This window comes from Micromonospora noduli, from assembly GCF_003264475.1.
In the GTDB taxonomy this organism is placed as follows: domain Bacteria; phylum Actinomycetota; class Actinomycetes; order Mycobacteriales; family Micromonosporaceae; genus Micromonospora; species Micromonospora noduli.
Window position 1 is genome coordinate 73,739 of record NZ_PYAC01000040.1, and the last position, 18,313, is coordinate 92,051.

The following is an 18,313-nucleotide window of genomic DNA, read 5'->3' on the forward strand; positions in this document are numbered from 1 at the left end:
AACGCAGTGGCCAGGGACTACTACGGCATTCTCGGTGTGAGCCGGGAAGCCTCCGATGACGAGATCAAGCGCGCCTACCGCAAGCTGGCACGCCAGTTCCACCCGGACGTCAATCCGGACCCGGAGGCTCAGGAGAAGTTCAAGGACATCAACGCCGCGTACGAGGTCCTCTCGGACGACCGGAAGCGGCAGATCGTCGACCTGGGTGGCGACCCGCTCGCCCCGGGTGGCGGCGGTGCCGGCGGCCCGGGTGGCCCCGGAGGCGCCGGCCCGTTCGTCGGTTTCCAGGACATCATGGACGCGTTCTTCGGCGGTGCCGGAGGTGGGGCCCGTGGCCCACGGCCGCGTACCCGCCCGGGCGCCGACGCGATCCTGCGGCTCGAACTCGACCTGCACGAGACGGCCTTCGGCGTGGAGGCCCCGATCACCGTCGACACGGCGGTGCTCTGCACCACCTGCTCCGGCGCCGGCACGGCCGCCGGCACCCACCTGGCGACCTGCGAGGCGTGCGGCGGTCGGGGCGAGGTGCAGTCGGTGCAGCGCACCTTCCTCGGCCAGGTGGTCTCCGCCCGGCCGTGCACCGTGTGCCAGGGCTACGGCACCACCATCCCGCACCCCTGCCCCACCTGCGCCGGCGACGGCCGGGTGCGGACCCGCCGTTCGCTGACCGTCAAGATCCCGGCCGGCGTCGAGGACGGCATGCGGATCCGGCTGGCCCAGCAGGGCGAGGTGGGCCCCGGCGGCGGCACCGCCGGTGACCTCTACGTGGAGATCCACGAGCGCCCCCACGACGTGTACTCCCGCAAGGGCGACGACCTGCACTGCCGGGTCACAGTGCCGATGACGGCGGCGGCGCTGGGCACCCGGCTGACCATCAAGACGCTGGACAGCGAGGAGACCGTCGACGTCAAGGCCGGCACCCAGCCGGCCAGCACGCTGCGACTACGCGCCCGGGGCGTGCCGCACCTGCGCGGCACCGGCCGAGGCGACCTCTACGTCCACCTCGACGTGCGGACGCCCACCAAGCTCGACCCGGACCAGGAGAAGATGCTGCGCGACTTCGCCAAGACCCGTGGTGAGGAGGTCGCCGAGCTGTCCAAGCAGGGCGGCTTCTTCTCCCGGATGCGCGACGCGTTCAACGGGCACGCCTGAGGTGTCCGCACCGCTGTTCCTGGTCGAGGCGCTGCCCACCGGCGACGCGCTGACCCTGGACGGCCCGGAGGGGCATCACGCCGCCACCGTGCAGCGGTTGCGCGTCGGCGAGGAACTGCTGCTCGCCGACGGCCGGGGTGGCACGGCCGCCGCCGTGGTCACTGCCGTCGGCCGGGGCAGCCTGGAGGTCACCATCACCTCCCGGGGGTACGCGGACGCGCCCGTACCCCGGCTGGTGACAGTGCAGGGCATCGCCAAGGGCGACCGGGGTGAGCTGGCCGTACAGGCGATGACCGAGGTCGGGGTGGACGAGATCGTGCCCTGGGCGGCCTCGCGTTCGGTGACCCAGTGGCGCGGTGACCGGGGCGTACGCGCCCGGGAGAAGTGGGTGGCCACCGCCCGGGAGGCGGCCAAGCAGGCCCGCCGGCCGTGGCTGCCGGTGGTGGCCGGTGCGCCGGACGAGTCCACCGCCACGGTGGCCCGTCGGATCGCCGGTGCCGCCGCCGGGTTCGTGCTGCACGAGGAGGCCGAAGAGCGGCTCACCACCGCCGAGCTGCCCTCCACCGGCGAGATCGTGCTGGTGATCGGCCCGGAGGGTGGCATCGCTCCGGGCGAGTTGACCGCCTTCGCCGAGGCCGGCGGGCGACCCGTACGCCTCGGGCCGGCCGTGCTGCGCACCTCCACCGCCGGCGTGGCGGCCCTCAGCGTGCTCGCCGCCCGCCTCGGCCGCTGGTGACCCGTCGGCGGCCGGCTCGTTTCAGGGCCGGGGAAACACCGGCACCACCTCTTCCTCCGGCCCCAGGTCCAGCCCGGCCGGCCCGATGATCTGCGGGTCCGGTGTGCCGACCACGTCGGCGTCCTTGCCGGTGTAGTCGAAGCGGTGCAGCACGTGCCGCATCGCCTCGAGCCGGGCCCGCTTCTTGTCGTTGCTCTTCACCACCGTCCACGGCGCGTCGGCCGTGTCGGTCCAGAAGAACATCGCCTCCTTGGCCTCGGTGTACTCGTCCCACCGGTCGAGTGAGGCGATGTCCATCGGGGACAGCTTCCACTGCCGGACCGGGTCGACCTGGCGGATCGCGAACCGGGTGCGCTGCTCGTTCTGGGAGACGGAGAACCAGAACTTGACCAGCCGGATGCCTGAGCGCACCAGCATCCGTTCCAGTTCCGGGGCCTGCCGCAGGAACTCCAGGTACTCCTTGCGGCTACAGAAGCCCATCACCCGCTCCACGCCGGCCCGGTTGTACCAGGAACGGTCGAACAGCACGATCTCGCCGGCCGCCGGCAGGTGTGCCAGCCAGCGCTGGAAGTACCACTGGGCGGCTTCCCGCTCGTCCGGCTTGGCGAGCGCCACCACCGACGCGCCACGCGGGTTGAGGTGCTCCATGAAGCGTTTGATGGTTCCGCCCTTGCCGGCCGCGTCCCGGCCCTCGAAGAGGATCACCAGACGCTCACCGGACTCCTTGATCCAGTCCTGGAGTTTCAGCAGCTCGATCTGGAGCAGCCGCTTGTCGCGGTCGTACTCCTCGCGATCCAGTCGCTCCTCGTACGGGTAGTCCTCGCGCCAGGTGTCGACGGGGGTGCCGTCGGGGCGGAGCAGGACAGGGTCGTCGTCGTGGCCATCGGCCACCCGGTAGTCGGCGGTGAGGTCCAGCAGCGCGGAGTCGGCCATGTCGGTGGGACTTACCCTCCCGCGAACCGCCAACCACCTCCCCGGCCGGGTGACCTGCCTGCGGCGTCGACCTCAGCTGCGCAGGTAGGAGGCGCCGTTGAGGTCGACGATCGTGCCGGAGGCCCACTCGGCGTGCGGCGAGGCCAGCCAGTGCACGGCGGCGGCGATCTCCTCCGGTCGGCCCACCCGGTCGAACGGGCTCTGCGCCCGGATGGCCGCGCCCCGCTCGCCGCGCAGGTGCTCGGTGGTCATGTCGGTCGCCACGAAGCCCGGCGCGACGGTGGCGACAGTGATGCCGTACGGCGCGAGCGCCACGGCGAGGGACTGGCCCAGCGCGTTCAGCCCCGCCTTGCTGGCGCCGTACGCCGGCTGCTCCGGCTCGCCACGGAACGCGCCACGGGACGAGACGTTGACGATCCGCCCGCCGCGTTCGCGCATGTGCTGGGCGGCGCACCAGGTGACGTTGCCGGCGCCGGTCAGGTTGGTCTCCAGCACCTGCCGCCAGCGCTGCTGCCACTCCTCGTAGGAGGCGCCGAAGATCGGGTGCGGGTCGTCGCGGTCGCCGTACGTCCCGGCGTTGTTGACCAGCACGTCCAGCCCACCGAGCAGTTCGGCGGCCCGGTCGACCATGACCCGGACCGCGTCCGGATCGGTGAGGTCGGCGCGGACCACCACGTGCCCGGTGCCCGGCAGTTGCGCGCGTAGTTCCTCGGCCGCGTCGGCGGAGTCGCGGTGGTGGATGGCCACCCGGTCGCCGCCGGCCGCGAACGCCTTCGCCACCGCGCGGCCGATCCCGCGCGAGGCCCCGGTCACGAGTACCGCCCGATCCGTCATGCCGGCCATCCTGCCTCAGCCGTGCCGTGCCTGCGAAGGCCGGCGGCGCCTGCTGCGCTGGAGCGCCCCCGGCCCGTTAGTCCTTACACTGCCCCGATGGGATCCGACTGCCTGTTCTGCCGCATCGTCGCCGGGGAGATCCCGGCCACCGTGGTCCGGGAGACCGACACCACGCTCGCCTTCCGCGACATCGACCCGAAGGCGCCGGTGCACGTCCTGGTCATTCCGAAGGAGCACTACGCCGACGTCGCCACGCTCGCCCAGGGTGACCCGGCGCTGGCCGCCGACGTGCTGGCGACGTCCGCCGCCGTGGCCGAGGACGAGGGGCTGCTCGGCGACGGTTTCCGGCTGATGTTCAACACCGGCGCGTACGGCGGGCAGGAGGTCTTCCACGTGCACGCGCACCTGCTCGGCGGTGCACCGCTCGGCCCGATGCTCGCCCGGGACCTGGCGTGAGCGAGCGCAGCGAGCGAACCAGCAGGCTCAGTAGCGTGGCGCCTCGCGCCGGCGCGCAGCGAAGCGGAGCGACGGCGTGAGCGAGCGCGGTCCCGACGGTCGCGGTACTGAGCACCTGGACCGGTTGGTCCGGCGGGTACAGGCCGAAGCCCGGGTGCCGGCGGTGTCGGCGGCGCTGCACCGGGCCGACCGACCGCTCTGGAGCTGCACCGTCGGCGAGACCGGCACCGACAGCCCCCTGGACGCGGGCACCCAGTTCCGGATCGGCTCGATCACCAAGACGTTCACCGCGGTGCTGGTCCTGCGGTGCCGCGACGACGGGCTGCTGGACCTGGACGACCCGGTGGGCCGGCACCTGGACCTCCCGGCGCACGGCGAGCTGACCGTACGCCGGTTGCTGTCGCACACCGGTGGCCTGCAACGCGAGCCGTTCGGCGATGTGTGGGACAGCCTGCGCGCACCGGACGACGACCAACTGGTCGCCGAGCTCGACCGGGCCGAGCGGGTGCTGCCGACCGGCCGGCGGTTCCACTACTCCAACCTGGGCGTGGCCGTACTCGGCCAACTCGTCGCCCGGCTCCGCGGCGGCAGCTGGGCGCAGGCGCTCACCGAGCAGATCCTGACGCCGCTGGGGCTGACCGACACCACGGTGACCCCACGGCCGACGGCGGCCACCGGGTTCCTGGTCGACGCGTACTCCGACGAGGCGCACCCGGAGCCGCCGACCGACTTCGGCGCGGTCGGCCCGGCCGCCCAGCTCTGGAGCACCGCGACCGACATGGCCCGCTGGGCGGCGTTCCTGGCCGACCCGGCGGCGCTGGACCCGGCCGGCGCGGTCCTCGCCCCGGCCACCCTGGACGAGATGCGCTGGCCGGTGACCACCACCGACGAGACGCTGTGGGGCGCGGGCTTCGGGCTCGGGCTGATCCTGATCCCGCAGGGGGAGCGGGTGATGCACGTGGGGCACGACGGGGCGATGCCCGGGTTCCTCGCCGGGGCGTACGGCCGTCGCGGCGGTGACGGCACGCCCAAGGCGATGGGCGCGGCGGTGCTCGGCTCGTCCGGCACGGCAAGCGAACTGTTCGACCTGTCGCACCGGCTGCTCGCCGCGGCGGTCGAGCACGATCCGGCTGAGATCGAGCCCTGGCGACCCGGCGCACCCGCGCCGGCGGCCCTGCGGGGTGCGCTCGGCCGCTGGTGGGGCGAGGGCTCCGAGTACGTCTTCTCCTGGCACGACGGGACCCTGCGGGCGCGCGGGGTCGGTGACCCGGCCGGACGTCTGCCGGCGATCTTCACCCCGCTGCCGGACCAGCCGGACGTGTTCCGGGTGGTCTCCGGTCGGGAGGTCGGTGAGCTGCTGCGGCTGACCCGGGACGAGGCCGGCGCGGTGGTCCGGATGCACTGGGCGACGTACCGGTTCACCCGCCACCAGGAGACCTTCGACCGGTACGACTTCCGGGCCGGGAGTTGATCGCGGCCAGCGGAAATGGGCGCGATGCGCCCCGCGTTGAACCGATACGATGGGTGTAACGTCCGCACGCCAGGCCAGCAGGCCGGCGCCGAGATCGAGAGCAGGTGCGCAGGGCCCTTCGGCCCAACCTATGACCGGCACCCCACCTCCCGGCCCGCCCCGGGTGCAGACCAGGATCACCGTGCCCGACCCGAAGATCATGGTCAATCTGCTCGGCGCAGGCGACGAGATCCTCAGACTCGTCGAACGCTCGGTCACCAGTGACGTGCACGTTCGCGGCAACGAGATCACCATCACCGGTGACCCCGCGGACAACGCCCTCGCCGAGCGGGTCTTCAGCGAGCTCCTCGAACTCATCGAGAAAGGCGAGACCCTGACCACTGACGCCGTCCGGCGTACCGTCGGCATGCTCGAGCAGGGCAGCGCCGAGCGGCCCGCCGAGGTCCTGACACTCAACATCCTCTCCCGGCGCGGGCGCACCATCCGTCCCAAGACGCTCGGGCAGAAGAAGTACGTCGACGCTATCGACACCCACACCATCGTCTTCGGCATCGGCCCGGCGGGCACCGGAAAGACCTACCTGGCGATGGCGAAGGCCGTCCAGGCGTTGCAGGCCAAGCAGGTCAACCGGATCATCCTCACCCGGCCGGCGGTCGAGGCGGGCGAGCGACTGGGCTTCCTGCCCGGCACGCTCAACGAGAAGATCGACCCGTATCTGCGCCCGCTCTACGACGCGCTGCACGACATGCTCGACCCGGAGACCATCCCGAAGCTGATGGCCGCCGGCACGATCGAGGTCGCCCCCCTCGCCTACATGCGGGGTCGGACGCTCAACGACGCGTTCATCATCCTGGACGAGGCGCAGAACACGACGCCCGAGCAGATGAAGATGTTCCTCACCCGACTCGGCTTCAACTCCAAGATCGTCGTGACCGGTGACATCACCCAGGTGGACCTTCCCGGCGGGACGAGCAGCGGCCTGCGGGTGGTTCGGGAGATCCTGGAAAACGTCGATGACGTGCACTTCTCCCAGTTGTCCAGCTCTGACGTGGTCCGCCACCAGCTGGTCGGGGAGATCGTCGACGCGTACGCCCGCTGGGACGCCGAGCGGGAGAACCAGCAGGCGCAGGGCGTTCACGCCGTGCCTGGGCGACCCGCCCAGGGCGGCCGGGCCGCCCGCCGCCGCTAAAGCAGAGGAAAGCAGTTGTCCATCGAGATCGCCAACGAGTCCGGTGTCGACGTCGACACCGACGCCGTGCTCGCCGTCGCCCGGCACGCCCTCGACGAGATGGGGGTCAACCCCCTCGCCGAGCTGTCCGTGCTGCTGGTCGACATCGACTACATGACCGAGCTGAACCACCGCTGGATGGGTGGCGACGGCCCGACCGACGTGCTCGCCTTCCCCATGGACGAGGGCAGCGTCGACCACGGCCCGGGTGAGTCCGCACCGGCCGGCGGCGAGCCCGCCCTGCTCGGCGACATCGTGCTCTGCCCGGAGGTGGCGGCCAAGCAGGCCGCTACCGCCGGGCACGCGCCGGCCGACGAGCTGCACCTGCTCACCGTGCACGGGGTGCTGCACCTGCTCGGCTACGACCACGCCGAGCCGGAGGAGGAGCGGGAGATGTTCGCACTCCAGGCTCGGCTGCTGGCGAGCTGGCGGTCGACCCGCACCCAGTGATGTCCACTCCTCCGTTACTCGCGGCCGGCGCCACCGCCGGCCTTCCCGACTTTCAGCTGATCGTCTTCGCGGCCGGTCTGGTGGTGCTGGCCGGCCTGATCGCGATGACCGAGGCGGCCCTCGCCGCTGTCTCACCGGCCCGAGCTGCCGAACTGGCCCGCGACGGCGTGCGCGGCGCCCGCACCCTCCAGGTCGTGGCCGGCGACGTCGTCCGACACCTCAACCTGCTCCTGCTGTTGCGGCTGCTCGCCGAGCTGACCGCCACCACACTGGTGGCGCTCGTGGCGGTGGACAGCTTCGGCGCCGGCTGGCGGGCCGCGCTGGTGACCGCCGGCGCGATGACAGTGGTCAGCTTCGTGGTGGTGGGCGTGGCCCCGCGCACCATCGGCCGGCAGCACGCCTACGCCGTGGGTCGTGCGGTGGCGCCGCTGGTCCGCTGGCTGGGCCGGGCGCTCAACCCGCTCGCGTCGCTGCTGATCCTGATCGGCAACGCGGTCACCCCGGGGCGCGGCTTCCGGGAAGGTCCGTTCGCCACCCAGGTGGAGCTGCGGGAGCTGGTCGACCTGGCCGAGCAGCGCGGCGTTGTCGAGCACGGCGAACGCCAGATGATCCACTCCGTCTTCGCGCTCGGCGACACCATCGCGCGTGAGGTGATGGTGCCGCGTACCGAGATGGTGTGGATCGAGGAGGGCAAGACGCTCGCGCAGGCGCTGGCGCTCTTCCTGCGCTCCGGTTTCTCCCGCATCCCGGTGATCGGCGAGAGCGTCGACGACGTGCTGGGGGTGCTCTACCTCAAGGACCTGATCCGGCGCTCCCGCGGCGGGGACCCGAGGGCCGAGCAGTTGCCGGTGGCCGAGCTGATGCGCCCGGCGACCTTCGTGCCGGAGTCCAAGCCGGTCGACGACCTGCTGTCCGAGATGCAGGCGGCCCGCAACCACCTGGTCATCGTGGTCGACGAGTACGGCGGCACCGGCGGTCTGGTCACCATCGAGGACATCCTCGAGGAGATCGTCGGTGAGATCACCGACGAGTACGATGTCGAGCGCCCGCCCGTCGAACGTCTGGCGGACTCCTCGGTGCGGGTGACCGCTCGCCTGCCGGTGGAGAATCTCGGCGAGATGTTCGACACCGACCTGCCCACCGACGAGGTGGAGACGGTCGGCGGTCTGCTCGCCCAGTCGCTGGGGCGGGTGCCGATCCCGGGTGCCGAGGCCGAGGTCGCCGGTCTCCGCCTGGTCGCCGAGGGCACCACCGGCCGGCGCAACCGGATCGACACCGTCCTGGTCAGCCGGGTGGAGCCGGGCGATGAGCACGACACCGCGGGGCGCGGCGAGCACGCCGGCCCCGGGGACGACACTGACAACTATCGAGACGATGAGAGGCAACCCGCCGATGCCTGACACACCCGCCGCGCCTGTCGCCCGGCCCACCCCCACAGCGTCGGGCGCGCTGAGCGCCGAGGACGGCAAGCTCGTCGTCCTGGCCCGGGGAGCCCGCGCGAGGGTCGGCGCCGTGGAGGGCGCCGCGGTCCGCGACCAGGACGGCCGGACGTACGCGGCGGCCAGTGTCGCGCTGCCGTCGCTGACGCTCACCGCGTTGCAGTTGGCGGTGGCTTCGGCAGTGGCGGCCGGGGCGAGTCGGCTGGAGGCGGCGGTGGTGGTGACCGAGGCGTCGACGCTGGATGGTGCCGGGCACGCGGCGGTACGGGACCTCGCGGCGGACGCACCGGTCCACGTGGCCGCTCCGGACGGCACTGTCCTCGGCACGGTGACCCAGTGAGCCCGGTGCAGGATCCGGAGGCGCGTCCGTACCGGGCCGGGTTCGGCTGCTTCGTCGGTCGCCCCAACGCCGGCAAGTCGACGCTGACCAACGCCATCGTCGGCACCAAGATCGCCATCACCTCGAACAAGCCGCAGACCACCCGGCACGTCATCCGGGCGGTGCTGCACCGACCGGAGTCGCAGCTGGTCCTCGTCGACACGCCGGGCCTGCACCGCCCTCGTACGCTGCTCGGCGAGCGTCTCAACGACCTGGTCCGGTCCACCTGGACCGAGGTCGACGTGATCGGCCTGTGCATCCCGGCGGACGAGCCGGTCGGGCGCGGTGACCGGTTCATCACCGGCGAGTTGGCCGAGTTGAAGGCGACAGTGCTGGCGGTGGTCACCAAGACCGACCTGGTGGACAAGCGTCGCCTGGCGGAGCAGCTGCTGGCGGTCAGCAAGATGGGGGAGTTCGCCGAGATCGTGCCGGTGAGTGCGGTGTCCGGGCACCAGGTGGACACCCTCGTCGACGTGATGACCAAGTACCTGCCGCCGTCGCCGCAGCTCTACCCGGACGACATGCTCACCGACGACCCCGAGCAGGTGCTGGTCGCCGAACTGATCCGCGAGGCCGCCCTGGAGGGGGTCCGCGACGAGCTGCCGCACTCCATCGCCGTGGTGGTGGAGGAGATGATCCCCGAGGGTCAGGTCATGAAGATCTACGCCGACCTGTACGTGGAGCGGCCCAGCCAGAAGGCCATCGTGCTCGGGCACAAGGCGAGTCGGCTCAAGGAGGTCGGCACCAACGCCCGCAAGCAGATCGAGGAGCTGCTCGGCGGTCGGGTCTACCTCGACCTGCACGTGCGGGTCGCGAAGGATTGGCAGCGCGACCCGAGGCAACTGCGCAAGCTGGGCTTCTGACCCACCTCGTCGGCGGTGCCCGACCGGCGGCACGATCGCCTTCGGTCGGGCAGCCGGGGATGTTCACGCTCGGTTGAGGTAGCTGTCGTTTGGTGCGGGCGCCACGCAGGGTAGGAAAGTTGTGCCCCGCGTCCCCGACCGAGTGCAGGCTGATGCGCAACAGGTACCTCGACCTCCTCCGTGCCCTGGCCATCGTTCGAGTGGTGGTTTACCACGTCACCGGATGGGCGACCCTCACCCTCGTCTTCCCCGCCATGTCGGTGATGTTCGCGCTGGCGGGCTCGCTGATGGCCGCGTCGCTGACCCGGGTCGGACCGGCGGCGGTCGGGCATCGGCTGCGTCGACTGCTGCCGTCGCTGTGGGTGCTCGCGGTGGTCTTCGTGCCGGCCATGCTGTTCAGCGGGTTGTCGGTGAGCCCCGGGGTGCTGCTGTGGCTGTTCCCGGTCGCCGACCCGCCGGCCAATCACTGGGGCGCGCTGGCGCTGAGCGTCATCTGGTACCTGCGCGACTATCTCTGGTTCGTGCTCGCCTCGCCGGTCGCGTTCTGGCTGTTCCGGCGTGCCCCGCTGATGACCCTGCTCGCCCCGTACCTCCTGCTGGTGACGATCGAGGTGGGGATCTACCCGGCGCCGCCGGTGCTGCGCGAGTTCGGGCTCTACTTCGGCGCGTGGCTGCTCGGCTTCGCCCATCACGCCGGGATGCTGCGCCGACTCTCCGGCCGGGTGCTGTACCCGGTGGCGCTCGCCCTCGCCGTTGGCGGCGGCGCCTGGATCGTCGCGCATCCCGGGCCGCGCGGGTACGACCTCAACGACAACCCCCTGGGCAACGCCCTCTGGTCGGCCGCGTTCGTCCTGATCGTGCTGGGCCGGGCACCGGCCGCGGTGGCCTGGCTGAGTCGGAGCCGACTGGCCGACCGGGCGGTGACAGTGCTCAACCGGCGGGCGCTCACCGTCTACCTCTGGCACATGCCGTTCGTGGTGGCGCTCACTCCGCTGGTCGACGTGGTGGGCTGGTCCCACCAGGACCCGGTGGGCCTGGCCGTCCGGGTGCTGCTGGTCTTCGCCCTGGTCGGCCTGGTCACCCTGGCCGTCGGTTGGGTCGAGGACGTCGCCGCCCGCCGCCGCCCGGAGCTGATTCCCGGCGGCCCGGCGCAGTCCGCCGACGCGGCGATCCGGCCGGATGCCGAGGGTGCGGCCCGGCCGGGTGCCGAGGGTGCGGCCCGGCCGGGTACCGAAGCGGCGGGCGGTGCCGGGGCGACCGTCGGACGAGCGGTGGTGCCGGCGCAGCGGACGGCCGGGGCCAACGTCGAGATCAACGCTCGCTGATCGTGAGGTTGCCGCTGTCGGCCGAACCGTCGAGCACCAGGGACGCCGCCGGGTTGTCGGAGACGGTGACGGTCTTGTCGCCGGAGTCGGCGCTGGACCGGACCCGGTAGCTGCCCTGCGGCACCACAAGCGTGACGTCACCGCTGGAGGCGTGGACCCGGGCCGAGGCGGGCTTGTCCAGCTCCACGTTGACATTGCCCGAGCTGGCCTCGGCGTCGACAGTGCCGCCCAGCCGACGTGCGCTGATGTCTCCGGACGAGGCGCGCAGCCGTACCGCCGCGGCGGCCTCACTCACCTCGATGTTGCCGGAACGGGCCTCCACCCCGACCGCACCCGACGCACCGGAGATCCGCACGTCGCCGGAGCTCACCTGTAGGTCCACGGTGCCGACCCGGCTCAGCTCGACGTTGCCAGAGCTGGTCTCGCCCTGCACCGCCACACCCTCCGGCACCGTCACCTCGTAGGAGATGCTGCACCGCGAGCCACAGTCGGTGTCCAGCACCAGCTCGCTGCCCTTGATCTCGTAGCGGGTGTTGTCCGGTTCACCGCCCTGGTAGCGAACCACTCGCTTGATCCGCACCTCGGACGCCGGGCCGGTGCCGCGGACCACCACGTCGCCCGAGCCCCCGGAGACCCGGACCGTGGTGATCCGGACCGCCTCGGTGTTGTCGTAGTCGAGTCGACGGAACGACAGGTTGTCGCACCCGGCGAGCACGATGAGGGTGGTGGCGAGCCCTAGCGCGACGGGAGCGGCGACGCGACGACGGCGGGGGGTGGTGGTCAGGTGCAGTGCCATGACCAGCACGCTACGGCCGGGCACGAGGCGGCCGCATCGGGGTTCATCCGCGCTTGCACCCCGAACCAACCCTGATTTCACACCCCGAGGGAGAATGGCCCGATGGCCGGGTATCGCCGACAGCTCTACCGCGACGACGCGGTGGTGCTGCGTGTGCAGAAGCTCGGCGAATCCGACCGGATCATCACCCTGCTCACCCGCCGGCACGGCCGGCTGCGCGCGGTGGCTCGAGGGATCCGCCGCACCACCAGCAAGTTTGGTGCCCGGCTGGAGCCGTTCGGCCACGTCGACCTCCAGCTCGCCGGTGACCCGAAGGGCAATCACGGCAGCTCTCTGCACACCGTCAGCCAGGTCGAGGGCATCGACCTGTACGGCAAACGGTTCCTGGGCGACTATCCGCGCTACACGGCGGCCAGCGCGATCGCCGAGACCGCCGAGCGGCTGACCCCGGTGGAACGGGAGCCATCGCTGCGGCTGTTCCAGCTCACCATCGGCGCGTTGAAGGCGCTGTCCCGGGGCGAGCACGCCACCACCCTGGTGCTCGACGCGTACCTGCTGCGCGGGATGTCGCTGGCCGGCTGGGCGCCGGCGCTGGTCGCCTGCGCGGTCTGCGGCACGCCCGGCCGGCACCGGGCGTTCTCGGTGCCGGCCGGAGGCGCGGTCTGTCCGGACTGTCGGCCACCCGGGGCGGCTCATCCCGCCCCGGCCACCATCGATCTGATGTCCGCGCTGACCTCCGGCGACTGGGTGATCGCCGACGCCACCGACGCCGCCGTCCGTCGGGAGTGCAGTGGGCTGGTCGCGGCTCACCTGCAGTGGCACCTGGAGCGCGCGCTACGCTCGCTGCCGCTGGTCGACCGGGGTTCCTCGGCGGCCGGCACGGCCCCGCCGCCGGAGGGCACCGGGGCCGTGGTGCTCCGGCCACGTGGCGACGTCGAGGCCGGGGCGGACGGCGCGAACAGGGAGTGACCACGTGATCCGATCGAAGAAGGCCGGCCGGCGCGAGCCGACGCCGCCGGTGCCACACCCGTCCGGGGCCCGCCCTCCGGCGCTGCCCACCGAGGCGGTGCCGAAGCACGTGGCGGTGGTGATGGACGGCAACGGTCGCTGGGCCAAGGACCGCGGGCTGCCCCGCACCAAGGGGCACGAGGCGGGCGAGCACAGCCTCTTCGACACCATCGAGGGCGCCATCGAGATGGGCATCCCGTACCTGTCGGCGTACGCGTTCTCCACCGAGAACTGGCGGCGCTCGCCCGACGAGGTCCGGTTCCTGATGGGGTTCAACCGGGACGTGATCCGTCGCCGCCGGGACCAGCTGGTCGACCTGGGCGTACGGGTGGTGTGGTCGGGCCGGCCCGGTCGGCTGTGGAAGAGCGTCATCTCCGAGTTGCAGACCGCCGAGGAGATGTCCCGCGACAACTCGACGCTGACCCTGCAGTTCTGCGTCAACTACGGCGGGCAGGCCGAGATCGGTGACGCCGCCGCCGCGATCGCGCGGGACGTGGCGGCCGGCCGGCTGGATCCGGCGAAGGTCACCGAGAAGACCGTGGCGAAGTACCTCTACCACCCGGAGATCCCGGAGGTGGACCTGTTCCTGCGCCCCTCCGGGGAGGAGCGGATCTCCAACTTCCTGCTCTGGCAGACCGCGTACGCCGAGTTGGTCTTCCTGGACACGCTCTGGCCCGACTTCGACCGCCGCCACCTCTGGTACGCGTGTGAGTTGTACGCCCAGCGGGACCGACGGTTCGGCGGCGCGCTGCCCAACCCGGTCGCCCCGGTTATCTGAGCCGACGCGCTTACCCGCACGTCACTCTGGGTATCAGAGACGTCAGAAGCCACTGACGGAGGTGAACCCACATGATCCAGAAGCGCGTTGCCCAGTGGGCGGTGATGGCGATCGCGGTGCCGCTGGCCGCTGCCGGTGCCCGCCGGCTCAGCCACACCCTGGAGGCCCGGCGTGGTCCCTCCGGGGCGACCCGGTTGCTGACCAAGGGTGCGGACCTGATCCGTCCGCAGAAGGCCAAGCGCCGCCGCTTCTTCTGACCGACCCCAGGCTGTCCCAGCGCCGCCCGCACCCCCCATGCGGGCGGCGTTGTCGCATTCCCCGCAGTGCCGAGGGCCTGGGCAGGCACCACGGCGACCATCAGGCTGGGCACCGAGCGGGGGTGGTGTGCTCGTTTCGGGGTCCTGCGCAAGGGCGGCGGGTAGGGTCCGGAGGTGGTGGGACGACGGTGGTTGGGGGGCAGATGCGTGATCTCCGCTTTAAGATGATCATGGCGTTGAACGCCGCCGACCTGGGCGACCCGATCTGCGAGCAGGTGGCCGAGATCTGTGCCGAGATCGCCGAGCAGCACTGCGCCGAATTCGGCCACACACCGCAGCTGCGCACCGGTGAGATCGCCGAACTGGCCACCGGCGAGCCGGCCCTGACCTGGGCGCCGTCGACCCCCGACGCCGGGCAGCGTGCCTGGTGACCGCGCCCGCACCCGCTGTCGACATCCGTCGTGCCGATGACCGCTTCGCCACCCGGATCTCCTGGCTGGACTCCAAGCACTCCTTCTCGTTCTCCCGGCACTACGACCCGGCCAACACCCACCACGGCCTGCTGCTGGTCAACAACGACGACGTGGTCCGACCGGGGGCCGGCTTCGAGACCCACCCGCACCAGGACATGGAGATCGTGACCTGGGTGCTGCGCGGCTCCCTGGTGCACCAGGACTCCACCGGGCACTCCGGGGTGATCTACCCGGGTCTGGCCCAGCGGATGAGCGCCGGCACCGGGATCCTGCACTCGGAGAAGAACGACGCCTGGCGGCTCAACAACCAGGAGCCGCACACCGACCCGGTGCACTTCGTGCAGATGTGGGTGCTCCCCGACGAGCAGGGCGTCGACCCCGGCTACGAGCAACTCGAGATCGAGGACGAACTGCTCCGCGGGGGCCTCGTGCCGATCGCCTCCGGGATGGACCGCTACGACGGCGCGTCCGCGATCCGGATCCGCAACCGGTACGCGACCCTGCACGCCGCCCGCCTCGCCCCCGGCGACGAGGTCACCATCCCGGACGCGCCCTACGTGCACCTCTACGTGCCCGACGGCACTGTGACCCTGGAGGGCAGCGGTCCGCTCGGCAGTGGTGACGCCGCCCGGCTCACCATGACCGGTGGCCGGCGGGTGACCACCGACGAACCGGCCGAGATCCTGGTCTGGGAGATGCACGCCACGGTCGCCTGACCGTCACCCGCGCGGCCTACCCCCATGATCTCGCCCGAACATGGATGTAGTGGCCTCCCCACCGGGGGAGACCACTACATCAGGGATCGAGCACGATCACGGCGGCGCGCAGGGCGCCACCCCGGCTACGCCGGCGACTCGGTGCGGTCGGCGGCCCAGGTGGTGTGGAACGAGCCCTCGCGGTCCACCCGCTGGTAGGTGTGCGCGCCGAAGTTGTCCCGCAGACCCTGGATCAGCGCGGCGGGCAGCCGCTCCGCGCGCAACGCGTCGAAGTACGCCAGCGACGACGAGAACGCGGGCGTCGGCACACCCGCCCGGGTCGCGTCGGCCACCACCCGCCGCCAGCTCGGCACGCCAGCGCTGACCGCCTCGGCGAAGTACGGCGCCACCAGCAGCGTCGGCAGGTCCGGCTGCTCGTCGTACGCCTCACGGATCCGGTTGAGGAAGCGGGCCCGGATGATGCAGCCGCCCCGCCAGATCGTTGCGGTGCCGCCCAGGTCGATGTCCCAGTTGTATTCCTGGCTGCCCGCGCGGATGTGGTCGAAGCCCTGCGCGTACGCGACGATCTTGGAGGCGAGCAGCGCCCGGCGGACGTCCTCGACGAAGGTCTCCCGGTCGGTCACCTGCCACTTCTCACCCGCGTCGGGGAACGCCCGGCGGGCCGCCTCGCGCTGGTCGACGTGCCCGGAGAGCGAACGGGCAAAGGTCGCCTCGGCGATCCCGGTGATCGGGATGCCCAGGTCCAGGGCGCTCTGCACGGTCCACCGGCCGGTGCCCTTCTGCTCCGCCCGGTCCTGCACGATGTCCACGAACGACCGGCCGGTCGCCGCGTCGGTGTGCGCGAGCACGTCGGCGGTGATCTCGATGAGGAACGACTCCAGCTCGCCGTTGTTCCACTCCCGGAAGATCTCCGCGATCTCGGCCGGCGTCGCGTCCAGGCCGGCCCGGAGCAGGTCGTACGCCTCGGCGATGAGCTGCATGTCGGCGTACTCGATGCCGTTGTGCACCATCTTGACGAAGTGCCCGGCGCCGTCCGGCCCGACGTGCATGCAGCACGGCACGCCGTCCACCTGGGCGGCGATCTTCTCGAACATCGGCCCGAGCTTCGCGTACGACTCGACGGAGCCGCCCGGCATGATGCTCGGCCCGCGCAGCGCGCCCTCCTCGCCGCCGGAGACGCCGGTGCCGCTGAAGTGCAGCCCCTGCGCCCGCAGCGCCTCCTCGCGGCGACGGGTGTCGGCGAAGTGGGCGTTGCCACAGTCGACGATGATGTCGCCCTCGTCGAGCAGCGGCACCAACTCGTCGATCACCGCGTCGGTGGGCGCGCCGGCCTTCACCATGACGATGACCGCGCGGGGTCGTTCCAGTGACGCCACGAAATCGGCCATCGTCTCGCCCGGCAGAAACGTGCCCTCGTCGCCGTGCTCGGCGACCAGGCTGCGGGTGCGCTCCGGCGAGCGGTTGTGCACTGCCACCGTGAAGCCGTTGCGGGCCAGGTTGCGGGCCACGTTGCGACCCATCACCGCCAGCCCGGTCACACCGATTTGTGCCCTCGCCTGATCAGCCATCCGTGCCGCCACCTCTCGTCACACCACTATCAGCGTTTGGAAACTTACCGTGATGTGAGCCGATGCGGACCAGTGATGGACGTCCCGTTACTGCACGTAATGTGGACGTTGCCGCTGGCGGCTCGGCCTCATTTCGGTAGTCGGTATGCCCCGCGCAGGGAAAGTTGTCGTCATCCCGCGCCGCGCGCGTCAGCCTTCGGCGAGACGGGCTTCGATACGGGCGATCTTCCCGGTCAGCGCGTCGGTGACCCCGGGCCGGACGTCGGCCTTGAGCACCACACTCACCCGGGGCGCCCGCGCGGCGACCACGTCGACCGCCCGCTTCACCACCGCCATCACCTCGTCCCACTCGCCCTCGACGGTGGTGAACATGGCATCGGTCCGGTTGGGCAGGCCGGACGCACGGACCACCCGCACCGCCTCGGCGACCAGGTCACCCACGGAGTCGTCACCGCCGAGCGGGGTGATCGAGAACGCGATCAGCATGTGCCGATCGTGCCAGTAAAAACGGATGCGCGTCGGTCCGGCGGTGGCTACGGTACGAACATGCGTAACTGACGCCCCACTTCCGAGCCGGCCCGCCGTCCCGCGTCGCGGTCCGTGCGCTCCCGGGCGTCCCGCATTCCCTCCCCGCCGTTCGGCGGCGATGGCCCTGCCTGGCCCCGGTGAGCAGTCCCTTCCCCACTCGACCGTCGCGCAACGACGGTCACCAGCCGATCCGACCGACCGCCGCAGCGCGGGACCGGCCGTGCCGGTCGGCATTGAAGGAGGCCCGGATGCCTGCCAGGCGTAACCCGAAGAAGACCCGTATCCCGAGAGCGATGCCGCTCGGCGTCGACCCGGCGGCCGGCCACGGCCCGCTCCCAACCGCTTTCCCCGCCCTCGACCCGGCCCTGCCGGCGGTGCTTGTGGAACCGGGAACGCTGGCCGAGCCGGCGCTGCTGGCGGTGCTTGCCGAGCCGGCGCTTCCGACGGCACTGGCCGAGCCGGCGCTGTTGGCGGTGCTCGCCGAGCCGGCGCTGCCAGCGGCGGTCCTGGACGAGGTGGCGCCGCCGGTCGACGTGCCGACAGCGGTCGATGTTCCGACGGTCGTCGACGTGCCGGCGGTCGTCGATGCGCCGACGATGCGAGATCTGCCGAAGCCGACCGGTCGACCGAAGGCACCGACGGCCGGCCCGCCGCAGGGTGGCGGCAACCGCTCCGGCGGCGGCCGCAGCCAGCAAGCCGGCCAGGCCCGCCGCTACGCCTTCCGCCGCAGCTGACCGAGCCACCCCAGCCCGGCCTGGCCCGGCCCGGCCTGGCCTGGCCCGGCCTGGCCTGGCCCGGCGATCTTGCACTACCTGTCGTCGCATCACCGGCATAACGGGACGAATCAACGACAGAAACCGCAAGATCGGCGAGGGCGGCGCGTGGGCGCTGGGTGGTGACAGCAACATCAGGGATGTAGTGGC

21 protein-coding genes are annotated in these 18,313 nt (G+C 71.8%); 16 read left to right on the plus strand and 5 right to left on the minus strand.

The window, feature by feature from the left end:
- Nucleotides 1-6: 6 nt before the first annotated feature.
- A complete protein-coding gene (dnaJ, locus tag MED15_RS27390; RefSeq protein ID WP_181518639.1) occupies nt 7-1,152 on the plus strand; it encodes a molecular chaperone DnaJ in 1,146 nt (381 codons plus the stop codon).
- Between the two features lies 1 nt (nt 1,153).
- The gene (locus MED15_RS27395; protein ID WP_112737321.1) at nt 1,154-1,888 is read left to right on the plus strand and encodes a 16S rRNA (uracil(1498)-N(3))-methyltransferase; all 735 of its coding nucleotides are present in this window, start codon (nt 1,154-1,156) and stop codon (nt 1,886-1,888) included.
- Nucleotides 1,889-1,909: 21 nt separating this feature from the next.
- Here MED15_RS27395 and ppk2 read toward each other — a convergent pair whose 3' ends face one another.
- Together ppk2 and MED15_RS27405 are read right to left on the minus strand one after the other, a co-directional pair.
- A complete protein-coding gene (ppk2, locus tag MED15_RS27400; RefSeq protein WP_112737323.1) occupies nt 1,910-2,821 on the minus strand; it encodes a polyphosphate kinase 2 in 912 nt (303 codons plus the stop codon).
- A 72-nt stretch (nt 2,822-2,893) separates the two neighbouring features.
- The gene (locus tag MED15_RS27405; RefSeq protein WP_112699482.1) at nt 2,894-3,655 is read right to left on the minus strand and encodes an SDR family NAD(P)-dependent oxidoreductase; all 762 of its coding nucleotides are present in this window, start codon (nt 3,653-3,655) and stop codon (nt 2,894-2,896) included.
- Nucleotides 3,656-3,751: 96 nt separating this feature from the next.
- Between MED15_RS27405 and MED15_RS27410 the strand changes: the two genes are divergently transcribed.
- The 8 genes from MED15_RS27410 (at nt 3,752) to MED15_RS27445 (ending at nt 11,266) form a co-directional block, all read left to right on the plus strand.
- The gene (locus MED15_RS27410) at nt 3,752-4,111 is read left to right on the plus strand and encodes a histidine triad nucleotide-binding protein (RefSeq protein WP_088988083.1); all 360 of its coding nucleotides are present in this window, start codon (nt 3,752-3,754) and stop codon (nt 4,109-4,111) included.
- A 76-nt stretch (nt 4,112-4,187) separates the two neighbouring features.
- Entirely contained in the window at nt 4,188-5,582 is a 1,395-nt protein-coding gene (locus tag MED15_RS27415; protein ID WP_112737324.1) for a serine hydrolase domain-containing protein, read from the plus strand.
- A gap of 130 nt (nt 5,583-5,712) precedes the next feature.
- Nucleotides 5,713-6,771 (plus strand): PhoH family protein, encoded by a 1,059-nt coding sequence (locus MED15_RS27420; RefSeq protein WP_091409765.1) that lies wholly within the window; start codon nt 5,713-5,715, stop codon nt 6,769-6,771.
- A 15-nt stretch (nt 6,772-6,786) separates the two neighbouring features.
- Complete coding sequence (ybeY, locus tag MED15_RS27425; protein WP_030491788.1) at nt 6,787-7,260, plus strand: rRNA maturation RNase YbeY; 474 nt, start codon at nt 6,787-6,789, stop codon at nt 7,258-7,260.
- The gene (locus MED15_RS27430) at nt 7,236-8,660 is read left to right on the plus strand and encodes a hemolysin family protein (protein WP_112588261.1); all 1,425 of its coding nucleotides are present in this window, start codon (nt 7,236-7,238) and stop codon (nt 8,658-8,660) included. The genes ybeY and MED15_RS27430 overlap by 25 nt, the downstream gene beginning before the upstream one ends.
- Nucleotides 8,653-9,039, plus strand: a complete 387-nt coding sequence (locus MED15_RS27435) for a cytidine deaminase (RefSeq protein WP_112588259.1) — start codon at nt 8,653-8,655, stop codon at nt 9,037-9,039. Before MED15_RS27430 ends, MED15_RS27435 begins: the two co-directional genes overlap by 8 nt.
- Before the next feature lie 5 nt (nt 9,040-9,044).
- Nucleotides 9,045-9,941, plus strand: a complete 897-nt coding sequence (era, locus tag MED15_RS27440) for a GTPase Era (protein ID WP_091409997.1) — start codon at nt 9,045-9,047, stop codon at nt 9,939-9,941.
- A 152-nt stretch (nt 9,942-10,093) separates the two neighbouring features.
- Nucleotides 10,094-11,266, plus strand: coding sequence for an acyltransferase family protein (locus MED15_RS27445; protein WP_112737325.1), 1,173 nt, complete (start codon nt 10,094-10,096; stop codon nt 11,264-11,266).
- On the opposite strand, the gene MED15_RS27450 is transcribed toward MED15_RS27445, so the two are convergent.
- Nucleotides 11,253-12,062 carry a DUF4097 family beta strand repeat-containing protein gene (locus MED15_RS27450; RefSeq protein ID WP_112588326.1) on the minus strand — a complete coding sequence of 270 codons (810 nt, stop codon included), beginning with the start codon at nt 12,060-12,062 and terminating at the stop codon, nt 11,253-11,255. The genes MED15_RS27445 and MED15_RS27450 overlap by 14 nt on opposite strands.
- Before the next feature lie 102 nt (nt 12,063-12,164).
- Here MED15_RS27450 and recO point away from each other — a divergent pair, with 102 nt between their 5' ends.
- The 5 genes from recO to MED15_RS27475 all read left to right on the plus strand — a co-directional run bounded on the left by recO (nt 12,165) and on the right by MED15_RS27475 (nt 15,294).
- Nucleotides 12,165-13,031 carry a DNA repair protein RecO gene (recO, locus tag MED15_RS27455; protein ID WP_091409749.1) on the plus strand — a complete coding sequence of 289 codons (867 nt, stop codon included), beginning with the start codon at nt 12,165-12,167 and terminating at the stop codon, nt 13,029-13,031.
- 4 nt (nt 13,032-13,035) lie between these two features.
- Nucleotides 13,036-13,848, plus strand: a complete 813-nt coding sequence (locus MED15_RS27460; protein ID WP_091409745.1) for an isoprenyl transferase — start codon at nt 13,036-13,038, stop codon at nt 13,846-13,848.
- Between the two features lie 71 nt (nt 13,849-13,919).
- Nucleotides 13,920-14,105, plus strand: coding sequence for a hypothetical protein (locus MED15_RS27465; protein ID WP_112588255.1), 186 nt, complete (start codon nt 13,920-13,922; stop codon nt 14,103-14,105).
- Nucleotides 14,106-14,335: 230 nt separating this feature from the next.
- Nucleotides 14,336-14,536: a thioredoxin reductase gene (locus MED15_RS27470; RefSeq protein ID WP_225855276.1), complete on the plus strand. Its 201-nt coding sequence runs from the start codon at nt 14,336-14,338 to the stop codon at nt 14,534-14,536.
- Nucleotides 14,533-15,294, plus strand: coding sequence for a pirin family protein (locus tag MED15_RS27475; RefSeq protein WP_112588253.1), 762 nt, complete (start codon nt 14,533-14,535; stop codon nt 15,292-15,294). Before MED15_RS27470 ends, MED15_RS27475 begins: the two co-directional genes overlap by 4 nt.
- 125 nt (nt 15,295-15,419) lie before the next feature.
- Here MED15_RS27475 and gndA read toward each other — a convergent pair whose 3' ends face one another.
- Complete coding sequence (gene gndA / locus MED15_RS27480) at nt 15,420-16,862, minus strand: NADP-dependent phosphogluconate dehydrogenase (protein ID WP_112588251.1); 1,443 nt, start codon at nt 16,860-16,862, stop codon at nt 15,420-15,422.
- A 189-nt stretch (nt 16,863-17,051) separates the two neighbouring features.
- Nucleotides 17,052-17,348 (minus strand): thiamine-binding protein, encoded by a 297-nt coding sequence (locus MED15_RS27485; RefSeq protein WP_030336432.1) that lies wholly within the window; start codon nt 17,346-17,348, stop codon nt 17,052-17,054.
- A 290-nt stretch (nt 17,349-17,638) separates the two neighbouring features.
- On the opposite strand from MED15_RS27485, the gene MED15_RS34375 reads away from it, so the two are divergent.
- A complete protein-coding gene (locus MED15_RS34375) occupies nt 17,639-18,124 on the plus strand; it encodes a hypothetical protein (protein ID WP_146763244.1) in 486 nt (161 codons plus the stop codon).
- The last annotated feature ends 189 nt before the right edge of the window (nt 18,125-18,313 follow it).